This window comes from Streptomyces sp. NPDC047042 (assembly GCF_040644035.1).
GTDB lineage: Bacteria > Actinomycetota > Actinomycetes > Streptomycetales > Streptomycetaceae > Streptomyces.
In genome coordinates this window covers 11684-25215 of sequence record NZ_JBEYVP010000060.1, presented here as the reverse complement: position 1 = coordinate 25215, position 13532 = coordinate 11684, and the positions used below count along the sequence as shown (strand labels likewise).

Here is a 13532-nt window from a genome sequence, read left to right as displayed (position 1 = left end):
GGTGTGCCGGGTACGGACGTCAGGTCAGGGGACGGAGTCCGGTGCGGCCGGTGAGGCCGGGGCATGAACTCCCGGCAGTGGTGCGGCAGGTGGGCGATCAGGGGTACAGCCCACGCTGCAGATGGGCCTGGGCCACGCGTTCCACGGCGAGAGCGGTCGCCGCGGTGCGCAGTGGTACACCGAGGTGACGGGCGTGCTCGAGAACCTGGTGCCAGGCCTGGAGCATCCGCTCCTCGAGACGCGCCTCCACGTCGTCGGTGCTCCACCAGTAGGCCTGGTTGGCTTGCACCCATTCGAAGTAGGACACGATCACCCCGCCCGCGTTGGCGAGGATGTCGGGGACGACGAGGGTTCCCTGTGCTTCGAGGATCCGGTCGGCTTCGCGTGTGGTCGGTCCGTTGGCGCCCTCCACGACGACCCGCGCTCGCACCTGGTGGGCGTTGCCGGCGTGGATAGTGCCCTCGACGGCCGCGGGCACCAGCAGATCGGCGGGCAGCCCGATGACGGCGTCGCGGTCGAGCTCCGCACCACCGGGGAAGCCGACGACCGTGCCGTGCTCGTCGACATGCGTTTCAAGGGCGGCGATGTCCAGTCCGGACTCGGCGGCGACCGCACCGTACTGGTCGCTGACCGCGAGCACGCGCAGCCCGGCTTCGGCGAGGAAGCGCGCGGCGTGTCGGCCGACCTTTCCGAATCCCTGTACGACGGCGGTGGCCCGAGCCGGGTCGATTCCGCACTCGGCCAGTGCCGCGAGTGCCACGTGCACGACGCCCCGTGATGTGGCGGTCGCCCGGCCACGTGAACCGCCAAGGCTGAGCGGCTTGCCGGTGGTCACACCGAGAACCGTGTGGCCGTGCTGGACAGAGTAGGTGTCCATCAGCCAGGCCATGGTGCGCTCGTCGGTGCCGACGTCCGGTGCGGGGATGTCCCTCTCGGGGCCGATGAGAGGGCTGATCTCACTGGTGTAGCGGCGGGTCACCCGCTCCAGCTCGGCCTGGGAGTAGAGCTTGGGATCGATGCGCACGCCGCCCTTGGCACCGCCGTACGGAACGTCGAGCAGTGCGCACTTCCAGGTCATCCACATCGCCAGCGCGCGCACTTCGTCGAGGGACACATCAGGGCTGTAACGCAGGCCGCCCTTGGCCGGCCCGCGGGAGAGGTTGTGCTGCACCCGGTGGCCGACGAGCACCTCGATCCGGCCGTCGTCGCGACGCAGGGGCACGGCGACGGTCACTTCCCGGCGCGGTTTGGCGAGGAGGTCGAACATCCCGTCGTCGTAGCCGAGAAGTCTGATGGCGGAGGCCAGTTGCGCATGCGCGTCGGCCAGTGGGTTGGCCGTAGCGTCTGTGACAGGTTGCGCGAGCGTGGTCACGGTGTTCCTCCCTCAGGCCGTGACATGGCGGTCGGCGATGTCCAGCGCGGCGTCGATGAGGCGGAGTCCCTCGGCCGCGTCGGCGTCGGGGATGTTGAGGGGAGGCACGACGTGAATGCGGTTGAAGTTGGTGAACGGCAGCATGCCTTCGCCCTTGAGGAAGGCGGTCATTTCCGCCATGGCGGGGCTGGTGCCGCCGTAGGGCGCGAGGGGCTCGCGGGTGGCGGGGTCCCTGACCAGTTCCAGGGCCCACATGGCTCCCGTGCCCCGGACCTCGCCAACGCTCGGGTGGCGGTCGGCTATGACGCGCAGTCCCGGGCCGAAGACCTCCTCTCCCAAGCGTGCGGCGTTCTGCACGATCCCCTCGTCCTCCATCGTGTTGATGGTCGCGACAGCGGACGCCGTGGCGAGGGGGTGTCCCGAGTAGGTGAGACCGCCGGGGTAGGGCCGCTTGCCGAAGTAGGCGGCGATCGCGCGGCTGATCACCACGCCCCCGAGCGGCACGTATCCGGAGTTCACACCCTTGGCGAATGTCAGCAGGTCGGGTACGACTCCTGCCTCGCCGATGGCGAACCAGGCTCCGGTGCGTCCGAAGCCGGTCATCACCTCGTCGGCGATCATCATGATGCCGAACCGGTCGCACAGTTCACGCACGCCGCTCATGTAGCCGGGCGGCGGCACCATGACGCCGGCCGTGCCCGGGATGGACTCCAGGACGACCGCCGCGACGGTGTCCGGCCCCTCGAAGGTGATGACCTGCTCCAGGTGTCGCAGGGCGCGCTCGCACTCCTGTTCCTGGGTCTCGGAGTGGAACGCCGAGCGGTACAGGAACGGCCCCCAGAAGTGCAGCGTTCCGGTGGTGCCGTGGTCGTTGGCCCACCGCCGGGGGTCGCCGGTCATGTTCACCGCGGTCGTGGTGCCGCCGTGGTAGGAGCGGTACGTCGTCAGTACCTTGTGCCGCCCGGTAACCAGTCGAGCCATGCGCACGGCGTGTTCGTTGGCATCGGCGCCGCCGTTGGTGAAGAAGACCCTGTCGAGGTCACCGGGGGCGCGCTCGGCGATGAGCCGCGCCGCCTCACTGCGCGCGTCGTTCGCGTACTGGGGAGCGATGGTGCACAGACGGGCGGCCTGGTCCTGGATCGCGGCGATCACCCGAGGGTGCTGGTGGCCGATGTTGGTGTTGACCAGCTGGCTGCTGAAGTCCAGGTACTTCTTGCCGTCACCGTCCCAGACGTAGGAGCCCTCGGCCTTGGTGATCACCATGGGGTCCAAGGTGTCCTGAGCGGACCAGGAGTGGAACACGTGCTCACGGTCGAGGCGGTAGGCCCGCTGCACCTCGGATTCCGTTGCGACCTGCTGGGCTTCTGAAACGCTCATGGGATGTCCTCACCGGTGAGTCGGGGAACGGAAGGGACTGCTCAGCCCGTCCATGTCGCCGACTCTGCCGGTTGGGCCACCGCCGGAGGACCGACATGGTGTCCGTTCCTGGCGCCCTCTCCTACACGGCGTCGGGCCGGTGCCGCGGACGGCGCGTTTCGCAGATTCACTCGCCGTGCGAGCGATGCGTCTCCTCGTCGGCAAGCGACCAGGCGAGCACGGCGACGTGCAGGGACGTACGGATGTGCGGGTCTTCGAGGTCGACTTCGAGAATCGACTCGATCCTGGCCAACCGCTCGTAGAGCACCGGCCTCGAGAGCAGCAGACGTTTGGCCGCGGCCGCCTTGCCGCCCGGTTCCTCCAGGAAAACTCTCAGAAGAGTCATCAACGACGTTCCGCGATCGGCGTCGTAGGCCTGGAGCGGTCCGAGCTCCCGGCGGACGTACAGGCGGATCCGTTCGTCGTCGCGGAGCAGGTGGACCAGGCCGCGCAGATGGACGTCGGCGAGGGTGATCCAGGGGCGTGGGTCGTCGGCCTCGGCCGCGTCGAGGATGTGCCTGGCGTCGATCAACGTGCGGAAGGTGTCCTCCAGCCGGTCGACGACCTCACTGCGAGCAATCGTCACGCTCGCGGTCTTGCGCACCTCCTGCGCGAGAGCGGCCGTCATCGCGTCCGGCGACATGGTCACGGGCATGCTGGTGAGGGCGATGACGTGATCGGTGTCGAGGCCGACGAGCATGGGCGTCCCCAGGCTTCGAGACGCCTTCACGACGACGGTGGCCAGGTCGGTCAGCGACCACTGCCTCTCGTCCTGCGCGGTCAGCCGTCCTCGCAGGGCGATGGCGACGAACCTTCTGGTCCGCACGGGAAGGTGAGCCGCCTCGCAGCGCACGACCAGTTCGTTCGTAATCCGGCCGGCCCGGAGTTCGCCGAGCAGCGCGGTGTGGGTGTTGCGCTCGGCGCCGTCGCGGGCCCGTGAGCGCATCTGGTGCAGCGCCAGGGCCGCCGCCGCGCGCTCGATCAGGACGTAGTCGCGGCGGTTCGGCAGCGTGTCGGTGAGAAGGACGAGCCGGCCCCAGTCGTCGCCGCGCGACCCGACCACCGTCATCAGCCAGCCGGTGCGGCGGTCGTAACCGGTCCGCCCGGAGGGCACGATCCCACGTGAACGCCGTCCCCAGTCCCCGAGTACCGAGGCGGTGGACCTTCCCGCGGTGTCGTAACCGACCACCTGATGCCGTGACGACTCCAGGACCACGGGGACAGAGGCGATCCGCACGACGGCGGCGAGGATCTCCTCTGGTCGCGCGCCGTCGACGTCCAACCGCGTGAACGTCTCGTGGATGTACTCGCTGGCGCGGAGTTCCTCGATCTCGGTGTCGAGAATCCGTGCTCCGACCTCTTCCACGATCGACGCGAAACGGACCTCGCGGTGCAGCGCGATGAGCACCAGGTCTTCACGTCGGCACGCCGAGATCAGTGCCTCGGGAAGGGACGACCATTTCCGTCCCAGCTCCACGACGACACCGGCTGCGCCGGCGACCGCGAGCGAGCGGACATAGTCGCGGATGCGCTGGGCGTCGTCGCCGAGGATGACACCCGTCATCAGGACGATCTCGTCGCCGCGCAGCAGGTGCGCGATGTCGGCCACCTCGGCCGGGTGCAGCCATCGGACGGGGCGGTCGAGCTGGTCCTGGCCTGCGAGCACCTCGGGATCCGCCGTGGCGAGCACGGGCATGGCCAGGATCTGACGGACGGTGGGGAGCACACTGCCTCCAGGGTTCAGCCGAAGGACGGTGCCGGGCCGTACTTCCTTGCGTGGCGGGCTGGAATCAGAAGATGACGAGGTCCCGCACCGCACGGCCGGCTTCCATGGCGTCGAACGCGTCGTCGATGCCGTCGAGGCCGATCCGTGAGCTCACCATCTCCTCCAGCAGCAGCTGCCCGGACAGGAACAACTCCACATGGCGGGGCATGGCGACGCGGAAGTTCTGCGCTCCCATGTACGCGCCCTGCAGCCGCCGGTCGTCGAGCAGGAGCCTGCCCTGCACGGGGAAGGTCTTGCCCGAGGGCATCAGGCCCACGATGGTCGCGGTGCCACCGACGGCGAGCGACTCCAGCGCCGCCGTCGCGGTGGCGGGCGCGCCCACCGCCTCGATGCAGTGGTCGACACCGCCGCCGGTCAGCTCCCGGATGGCCTCGGCGGCGTCGTACCGAGAGGCGTCCACGACGTCGGTGGCTCCCACTTTGGTCGCCACGTCGAACTTGTCCGGCTGCCGGTCGACGGCGATGATCCGTCCGGCGCCGGAGATCCGCGCTGCCTGGATGGCGCTGAGACCGATGCCGCCGCAGCCGATCACCGCCACCGTCTCACCGGGGCGCACCTGTGCCTTGTTGAAGACGGCGCCGAGCCCGGTGGTGACCCCGCACCCGATGAGGGCGGCCAGGTCGAGGGGCATGTCCTTGGTGATCCGCACCGCGGCGGACTCATGGACGAGGAGCTGCTCGGCAAAGCTGGACACGTTGAGGAACTGGTGAATCTCGGCATCGTCCTGGTGCAGGCGGGGCCTGGCGCCCGGGGCCCGCTGGCTGTGCGTGCCGGCGCAGAGGTAGGAGCGGCCGCTCAGACACCGTTCGCAGCGACCGCAGAACGTCGCCAAGCAGGTGATGACGTGGTCGCCCACGGCAAAGCCCTCGACCTCGCTGCCGACTTCGAGCACGACTCCCGCCGACTCGTGACCGAGGATCGTCGGGCGGGGAATGTCGAACACGCCACGTAGGTGGTAGAGGTCGCTGTGGCACAGGCCGGCGGCCGCGGTCTGGATCAGGAGCTCGTGCGCCCCCACCCCGTCGACCGCGACCTCTTCGACGCTGAACCTTTCCTGGTCGTCCCGCAGAACTGCGGCTTTCATGGCTTTCTCCAGTCTTTGGATGGCGTCCCCCGAACAGGCGGCACGCGCATGCCGTTGCGTTCGACGGACGAGGACGAGGGGGGAGCGACTAGAGCGTCGAGATGAAGACGTTCTTCTTCTCGGTGAACTCAAGGGCCGCGTCGGGGCCGAGTTCGCGGCCGATGCCGGACTGCTTGAACCCGCCGAACGGGGTCTGCAGACGGACCGCGCTGTTGTTGTTGACCGAGAGGTTGCCGGCCTCCACGCCACGTGCCGTGCGCAGCGCTCGGCCGATGTCCCGGGTCCAGATCGAGCCGGCGAGCCCGTAGTCGGTCGAGTTGGCGATGCGGATCGCGTCGTCCTCGTCGTCGAAGGGGATCATCGTCACCACCGGCCCGAAGATCTCCTCCGCCGCGCTCCGGGCCTTCCCGTCCAGCGAGGTGAGCACCGTCGGGGCGAAGAAGAAACCAGGGCCCTGCGGTGCCTGGCCGCGCACGAGGATCTCCTCCTCGTCCGTGACGAACGCGGCGACACGGTCACGGTGACCGGCGCTGATGAGGGGGCCGACCTGGGTGGCCTCCTTCGTCGGGTCGCCCACGGCCACCGCCTGGACGGCCGGCTTGAGGAGCTCGGCGAACTCGTCGAAGACACTGCGCTGGACGAGCAGCCGCGACCTGGCGCAGCAGTCCTGGCCGGAGTTGTAGAAGACCCCCATGGGAGCGGCCGCGGCGGCGGCCTCCAGGTCGGCATCGGCGTAGACGATGTTCGCGCTCTTGCCGCCGAGTTCCAGGGTCACCCGCTTGAGGTGGGGCGCGGCGCTTGCCATGACCCGCCGGCCGACGTCCGTGGAGCCGGTGAAGACGACCTTGGCCACCTTCGGATGGTCCAGCAGGGCCTGTCCGACCACACTGCCCGCCCCGGTGACCACCTGGACCACGTCCTCCGGCAGACCTGCCTCGACCGCCAGCTCACCCAGCCGCATCGTCGTCATGGGTGTCAGCTCGGAGGGCTTGATGACGACCGTGTTCCCAGCGGCCAGGGCGGGCGCCAGGCCCCAGACCGCGATCATGAGCGGGAAGTTCCACGGGGCGATCACGGCGACCACGCCCATGGGCTCGTGGAAGGTGATGTCGACCCCGCCGTCGACCGGGATCTGCTGGCCGATGAGACGCTCGGGCGCGGCCGCGTAGTAGTCGAACACATCACGCACGCGGGCCACCGTGCCGCGCGAGTCGGAGATGGGGTGCCCGCAGTTCTCCGTCTCGAGCTTCGCCAGGTTCTCCAGGTCCGCTTCGACCACGGCCGCGAACCGGCGCAGCAGTCGGGCCCGGTCGGGGGCCGACACCTTGCGCCACTTCTCGAACGCGCGCGCCGAGCGCAGAACGGCCTCGTTGGTGCGCTGCTCGTCCATCTGCTCGATGGTGGCGATCACGCTCTCGGTCGCCGGGTTGATGACCTTGAAACCCATCACTTACATCCTTTCCAGGTTGGCCTGATGCGGGACCGCACCGGCGTGGCTCCGCTCGACGTCCTGCGTGGCGCAGCAGCCGACGAAGTAGCGGAAGATCTCGTCCGAGTCGCCGACCTCGGGGTGCCACTGGACACCGAGAATCCGACCGGCGGAGTCCTCGACGGCCTCGACCGTGCCGTCCTCGGCCCACGCCGCCGCTGTCAGGTCCGGTGCGAGGACCTCAACGGCCTGGTGGTGGTAGGTCGGTACGTCGGCCACGGCACCGACGATCCGGCGCAGCGGGCTGTCCGGTGCCGTGGTGATGCGGTGCAGCGCGAACTCGCCCTTCGTGGGGTTGTGCACGTCGCTGCCGACCTGGTCTGGCAGGTGCTGGGTCAGGGTGCCACCGAGGACGACGTTCAGCAGTTGCATGCCGCGGCAGATGCCGAACACCGGAAGACCCGCCTCGAGAGCGGCTCGCAGCAGGGCGATCTCCCAGCCGTCACGCTCCGGGTCGAACGGGCCAGCCGCCTCGTGCGGGAGCTGACCGTAGAGCCCGGGGTCGACATCGGAGCCTCCGGCGATCATGAGGCCGTCCAGGGAGGCCGCGAGCCGATGCGCCTCATCATCCGACCCGCCTACCGGAAGCAGGACCGGCACCGCGCCCGCCTGCCGCACCCGGTCGGCGTACGAGGTCCCGAGCAAGTGGGCCCTGCCGGCCCAGACACGCCAGCTGGCGTCTTCGACCGGGACCGGGATCCCGATCAGTGATCGCCGGCTCCGATCGTCGGCCACCGGATGCGCAGGGGGTGCCGTGCAGTCACGCATCAGAGATTTGGTCATACCGAAAGCTAATCTGAAGGCCATTGAGGGCGCAATGGTGTGAACAAATAATCTGGGTCACCTAGACTGACGGCAGAACGGGACGGGGAGGGCGTACGTGACTCAGACCAGCGGCGACGAGAGGTCGCTCATGCCGGATTCCGCATCCGAGGCCCCCTCGGACCGGAACCCCTTCGAGGAGGCACTCGCCGGTCTTGTCGCCCAGATCCGCGCCGGGGCTCTGCCTCACGGCACGCGCTTGCCTCCCGAGCGCGACCTGAGTGAGCAGCTCGGCATCAGCAGAACCACCATGCGGGCGGTGATCCGAGCGCTGCAGCAAGTCGGCTATGTCCGTACTCAACGGGGACGGGCGGGCGGCAGCTTCGTCATCTGGGAGCCCTCCGCGAACGCGGACCGGCACGACCGGCTGAGCGAGCAGATGAAGGACCGGCTGAGGGACATGGTCACCTTCCGCTCGGTTCTGGAACCGGGGGCGGCTGCCCTCGCCGCAGAAGCCGATCTGAGCGAGGAACAACGAGGGGAGTTGCGGGAACGCCTGGCAGCGGCCTCGCTGGCGGGCCCGGCGTTCCGGCTCGCGGACGCCGAACTGCACGGGTGCATCGCCCAGTTGTCCGGCTGTCGCGCCCTCGTCGACTCGATCGCGAACGTTCAGCTCATCCTGAACGAGACCCTCCTGCAGGTGGTCCCCGTGATAGGGCCGGCGCTCGAGCACTCCCACGAACAGCATGGAGCGATCGTCGACGCCATCCTGGCGGGAGACCCCGAGCGGGCCCGCGAGGTGATGCGCACCCACGTCGACGCGACCGCCGAACTGGTGCGCAGCTTCCTCAGCTGAGAGGTGGCGCGGCGCGCCCCTGATCCAACTGCCGTGCGCGGCGCCCGCCAACAGCGGCTCGTACCGGGCCGGGTGGCTCGCCGCGCAGGCACCAAGGAACGTTGTCATGCGTTCCAGGAGGGGTCGAGGCGCTGCCCGGCGGCCAGCCGGGCACGCCAGCGGCCATGCTCCTGGGACACCGTGAGCGGCAGCCCGAAGCAGCTGCTCAGGTGGTCCGAGGTGAGAGTGCGCGCGGCCGTGCCGCATGCCACGGTGGCGCCCTTGCGCAACAGCAGGGCATGGCCGAACGACGCCGGAAGTTCCTCCAGGTGGTGGGTGACCAGCACGGTGGCCAGCCGCGGGTACTCCGCGGCCAGGGTGTCCAGCGCGTCGATGAGCCGCTCACGGGAGGGCAGGTCCAGCGCGGCAGCGGGCTCGTCCAGCAGCAACAGACGGGGCTGAGGCACCAGGGCACGGGCGATTCGGGCCCTGCTCTGTTCACCCTGGGAGCAGAGCCGCATCTCCTGGTCGGCCAGCGTCCCAAGACCCATCAGCTCCAGCGCCTCCAGGGCCCGCTTGCGTTCGGAATCGCCGTACTGGCCTGGCAGGGGCTGCACCGTACCGGTGATTCCGGTGAGCACGTAGTCGCGGACCGTCAGCCGGGTGGGGATGGCGGTCGCCGCAGACACATGCCCCACCTCGGTGCGCAGCTCCCGCAGGTCGGCGCGGCCCAGGCGGCGGCCCAGGACCTCCACCGTGCCGTCACTCGGGTGCCGCACCGCGCCGGCCAGCGACAGAAGGGTGCTCTTGCCCGCGCCGTTGTGCCCCAGCAACGCCCACCGCTCGCCGCGCCGGACCTCCCAGCGGATGCCGGACAGCAGGACATGGCGGCCGTGCGGGGTGTGGCGCCACAGATGGACGTCGTCGAACCGCAGAACGGTATCGGAGGCGGCGTGGGTCGCTTCGGTCGCTTCCACAGACGGAATCTCTCTGATCTCGGAGTGGGGGGACGCCGGTGTCGACCGGCGCAGTGATGGGAGTCGGGTGCTTCGGCAGCAGGGCGGGGACCGCCGGAGCCTTGTCGGTGCCAGTGCGGCAGGGCGCGACGTCTTCCTCGGGTCACGACCGGCGCGTCGGGCCGCAGCGAGTCGACTTCGAGGCTTCGGGTAGCGCCCTGCCGCACGGACGGCCTCAGTCGGTCAGGTTCCCGCGTCGTACCAGCGCCACGACTGCTCCCGCGACGAAGAACGCTGCGAGCAACGCCTCGATCGCGATCGCCAGCCCGCTGGAACCCGCGATCAGCAGCTGGAAGTTCATGACGGTGAGGATCAGGCAGACGAGCAGCCCCGCAAGCCCCAGTAGCGGAGCGATCACAGTCGCCCACATGCTTCGGTCGGCCCGGGTGCGGCGGAAGAACACGACCACGGCCAGGCAGGCCAGGCACATCAGCACCAGCACCCCCAACGTGGCGATCCCGACGAGCCACGAGAAGATCTGGGTGACCGGGTCCATGCCGAGGGCCGCGAAGATCCCGAGCATGACCAGTGCGAGGCCGCTCGTCGCCAGTGAGGCGATGTGCGGCGAGCCGTGACGAGCATGGCTGCGGCCGCCACCTGTCGGAAGCGCACCGGTGTTGCTGAGGGAGAACACATACCGGGCAGCCACGTTGTGGAAGGACAGGATGGCCGCGAAAATGCTGCTGACCAGCAGGAGTTGCACAACGTCCGAACCTGCGGAGCCGAGGTAGCGCTCCACCGTCGCGATCAGCATGTTGCCCGGATCGGCGTTTGCCTCCGCCACTGCGGCCCGGTCGCCCCAGGCCGACACCAGCGCCCACGACGACAGCGCGTAGAAGCCGCCGACGAGCAGCAGTGCCAAGTAGGTGGCGCGTGGCACCGTCCGGTCCGGGTCACGCGCCTCGTCCCGGTACACGGCGGTCGCCTCGAATCCGAGGAAGCTGGCGATCGCGAACATGAGCGCGATCCCCGGTGAGCCTGAGGTGATCTGGGAAGGCTGCAGGAACGCGGTCGACAGACCTGACTCCCCGCCTTGACCGATCACCACGACATCGAGCAGGACCACGATGCCGATCTCACACATCAGCAGCACACCGAGCACCTTGCCGGACAGTTCGACGTGCCGGTACCCGAGCACGGCGACAATCAGCAACACGCCCGCGGAGTAGAGCCACCAAGGCAGGTTCGCTCCGGCGTACTGGAGCACCAGCCCCTGCGTCACCGCGCCGATGTAGCCGTACACACCGAGCATCACGGCGCTGTAGGTGGCCAGCGCGAGGTACGCCGAGCCAAGGCCCATGGGCCGGCCCAGACTTGAACGAATGTATGTGTAGAAGCCCCCGGCGTTGGGCACGTAGGGGGTCATTCTCGTGAACCCCACGGCGAACAACAGCAGGCTCACACAACAGACCACGAACATGAGCGGAAATGCGGCCCCGTTACCGATGCCTATCCCCAGAGGGACCACTCCGGCGACGACCGTGAGGGGGGCCGCGGCCGCCACCACCATGAACACGATCGACCACACACCGAGGTGACCGCTCAGACTGTTCGCCCGGCCCACCCCAGTCGCTTCGGTCGGCAACTGGTGCCGACCTCCCTGATTTATGACGCTCTCGGACTGGTCACTGGTCACCGGCGGACCTCCTTCAATTTCACTCCGCCGAAATCGCGCTTCGAATTCGATGCACGAAAAGAAGGGCAACAGACGGGTACAGGCGAAGAAATTGGGTGCATCCGGGCCGGGGCCAAAATTCGGCCTTCTTTGGGGGCGCTCCCAATGTTTTTCGAGATGCTAGGCGGCAGCCTGCGGCGCGTCTGTGTGCAACCTGCACATGCCTCACGAGTACAGAGGGCGCCTTGCACCTGATCGTCGGCCACAGGGGTCAGGCACGGAAGGTGTAGAGAGAGGAGGCCCGGCGGAGCCACGCCTCAGGTCGGGGTCTGCCGCAGGCCCGGGTGAGCGGGTCTCAGCCCGTCCCGTCAGTCAGCTCGGGCTGTGTGGCCAGGGCCAGTCGTGCGGCCAGCGCGACCACCGCCCAGTTGCCCAGCTCGTCCACCGGGCGCCCGAGCAGCTCTTCGATACGTCCGAGTCGTTGTCTCAGGGTGTTGCGGTGGATGAACAGTTCGTTCGCCGTGTCGGTCGCCGAGCAGTGACTGGCCAGGTAGCTCTCCAGGGTCACGGAGAGGGCCGTGCCGTGCCGAAGGTCGTAGCGGATGACCTCGGACACCCGGGCCAGGACCTCACGCAGTTCCTCGCCGATGTCCATGGCGACCTTGGGGAGGAGCTGGAGGTGGGCGACGTCCTGATAGTGGATCACCGAGGCGCTCTCGCCCAGCAGTTCGGCCCACGCCAGGCTCCACTCCGCCTTGTCCAGGGCTGCCGTTAGGTCACGGACGTTGCTCGCGAGCGGCCCGATCCCCACCGCCACTCCGCCCACGGCCTCGGCTCGGAACTGCTTGACGGTATTGCGGAGTGACTGCTCGAAGCCCTTCCATTGCTCCGGCCGGCAGCGGATCAGAAGGGACACCAGAGGAGCCGAGGGAACGAGCAGGGCAGCGTCCACTCCGGTACACGTCTCCCTCAAGGAGTCCGCAAGTCGGTCGAACGCGGACGGGGTGCCGTAGGCCACTGACCGGAGCCTGACGAGGACCGGATGGGTCGGTCCGGAGTGCCAGCCGAGGTCACGCAGGATACGTTCGGCGCTTCCGGGCGTGGGGGCCGCCGCCAGACGCCCGGCCAATGGTGTGGTCATGGCCGGGTTGCTCAGCGAGGCAACCAGAGCGGCGGCCTGGGCCCCCAGGGCTTCCAGCAGGCTGGAGTCGGCCTCGGTGAACGGCCGGCGCCGGTAGCAGGTGATCGTGCCGAGGGGGAACAGCGCGCCGAACGAGGTAGTGAACTTCTGAAGCTTCACGCCGAGCTTCTCCACCAGGGCAGGGAGGTCTGCCCTGGACTGCACCGACCGCGAGGCCACGACGATCGACTTTTCCACATCGTCGGCGAAGGCGAGGCTGGGTCTGACATGCCCTCCCATCGAGCTGCGGTCGGCAAGTTCAATGGTGCACAGCACGGCGTCCACCTGGTCACGGATCGACTCGGCGAGGACGTCGGCACACCGCTGGCGAGAGGTCGTGGCATCGGCGGGCACGGTCATCAGGAAGCGGGCCGCAGCGGACTGACGGCGGAGGTCGCGCAAGGTCTCGGCGTGGACGAGGCCACTGGCCAGCAGGCTTCCCACCTCGGTGGCGAGGTCGACGTGGTGTGTGTCGAATGCAGCGGGCTGCTCGGAGTAGAGGCTGAACACGCCCAGGAGATCTCCGCCGGGTACGGCGATGGGCACGGCGACCATCGACCGGAACGCTTCCTCCTCGATACCCGGGAAACCGACGAATCTCGGGTCGAGGGGGATGTTGTCGTGGAGGACCACGGTCTGTCGCATCAGCGCGGACCACCCCGTGATGCCTTCCCCCAGGCGGAGCTGGATCCGGTCGACATGGGCGGCGACGCGTCCCGTGGTCGCGACCCGCATCACCAGTCGCTCACTCTCGGGATCCCACAGATACACGTAGGTTCCGTAGGCCCCGGTCGCTCGCATAACGAGGTCCACGGCCCGCTGTGCCAGGGCCAGGGGGTCCCTGCCCTGGGACAGCAGCCGGTTCAGCTCGGCCAGCGTCTTGGCTCGGCGCTCCACCGCGACGAGTTGCTCGGTCATCTCGTCGAAGTGCGCCTTGAAGGCTTCCGGGTCGGCGGCGGGGTTGCTCATGGGGACCC

Annotated in this window: 10 protein-coding genes; 1 reads left to right on the top strand and 9 read right to left on the bottom strand. The window is 68.8% G+C overall.

Translation table 11 applies throughout. From position 1 onward, the window contains the following. Positions 1-97: 97 nt before the first annotated feature. The 6 genes from ABZ855_RS44120 to ABZ855_RS44095 all read right to left on the bottom strand — a co-directional run bounded on the left by ABZ855_RS44120 (position 98) and on the right by ABZ855_RS44095 (position 7930). Complete coding sequence (locus ABZ855_RS44120; protein WP_360818270.1) at positions 98-1372, bottom strand: Glu/Leu/Phe/Val dehydrogenase; 1275 nt, start codon at positions 1370-1372, stop codon at positions 98-100. 12 nt (positions 1373-1384) lie between these two features. After that, positions 1385-2749 carry an aspartate aminotransferase family protein gene (locus tag ABZ855_RS44115; protein ID WP_360818267.1) on the bottom strand — a complete coding sequence of 455 codons (1365 nt, stop codon included), beginning with the start codon at positions 2747-2749 and terminating at the stop codon, positions 1385-1387. Between the two features lie 166 nt (positions 2750-2915). Next, positions 2916-4514 carry a PucR family transcriptional regulator ligand-binding domain-containing protein gene (locus ABZ855_RS44110; protein ID WP_360818264.1) on the bottom strand — a complete coding sequence of 533 codons (1599 nt, stop codon included), beginning with the start codon at positions 4512-4514 and terminating at the stop codon, positions 2916-2918. A gap of 64 nt (positions 4515-4578) precedes the next feature. Continuing rightward, positions 4579-5658: a Zn-dependent alcohol dehydrogenase gene (locus ABZ855_RS44105; protein WP_360818262.1), complete on the bottom strand. Its 1080-nt coding sequence runs from the start codon at positions 5656-5658 to the stop codon at positions 4579-4581. A gap of 88 nt (positions 5659-5746) precedes the next feature. Continuing rightward, entirely contained in the window at positions 5747-7108 is a 1362-nt protein-coding gene (locus ABZ855_RS44100; protein WP_360818259.1) for an aldehyde dehydrogenase family protein, read from the bottom strand. Continuing rightward, the gene (locus ABZ855_RS44095; RefSeq protein WP_360818256.1) at positions 7109-7930 is read right to left on the bottom strand and encodes a gamma-glutamyl-gamma-aminobutyrate hydrolase family protein; all 822 of its coding nucleotides are present in this window, start codon (positions 7928-7930) and stop codon (positions 7109-7111) included. 97 nt (positions 7931-8027) lie between these two features. Between ABZ855_RS44095 and ABZ855_RS44090 the strand changes: the two genes are divergently transcribed. Next, positions 8028-8765, top strand: coding sequence for an FCD domain-containing protein (locus ABZ855_RS44090; protein WP_360818253.1), 738 nt, complete (start codon positions 8028-8030; stop codon positions 8763-8765). A gap of 104 nt (positions 8766-8869) precedes the next feature. Here the strand turns inward: ABZ855_RS44090 and ABZ855_RS44085 are convergent, their stop codons facing one another. The 3 genes from ABZ855_RS44085 to ABZ855_RS44075 all read right to left on the bottom strand — a co-directional run bounded on the left by ABZ855_RS44085 (position 8870) and on the right by ABZ855_RS44075 (position 13524). Beyond that, a complete protein-coding gene (locus ABZ855_RS44085; RefSeq protein ID WP_360818250.1) occupies positions 8870-9721 on the bottom strand; it encodes an ATP-binding cassette domain-containing protein in 852 nt (283 codons plus the stop codon). Positions 9722-9935: 214 nt separating this feature from the next. Further along, a complete protein-coding gene (locus ABZ855_RS44080) occupies positions 9936-11396 on the bottom strand; it encodes an APC family permease (RefSeq protein WP_360818247.1) in 1461 nt (486 codons plus the stop codon). A gap of 334 nt (positions 11397-11730) precedes the next feature. Further along, a complete protein-coding gene (locus ABZ855_RS44075; protein ID WP_360818244.1) occupies positions 11731-13524 on the bottom strand; it encodes a GAF domain-containing protein in 1794 nt (597 codons plus the stop codon). Positions 13525-13532: the final 8 nt, after the last annotated feature.

What these genes read in the sequence shown, in the direction of transcription:
- ABZ855_RS44095 (WP_360818256.1), bottom strand. Translation starts at nt 7,930, where the DNA reads ATGACCAAATCTCTGATGCGTGACTGCACGGCACCCCCTGCGCATCCG.
- ABZ855_RS44105 (WP_360818262.1), bottom strand. Translation starts at nt 5,658, where the DNA reads ATGAAAGCCGCAGTTCTGCGGGACGACCAGGAAAGGTTCAGCGTCGAA.
- ABZ855_RS44075 (WP_360818244.1), bottom strand. Translation starts at nt 13,524, where the DNA reads ATGAGCAACCCCGCCGCCGACCCGGAAGCCTTCAAGGCGCACTTCGAC.
- ABZ855_RS44115 (WP_360818267.1), bottom strand. Translation starts at nt 2,749, where the DNA reads ATGAGCGTTTCAGAAGCCCAGCAGGTCGCAACGGAATCCGAGGTGCAG.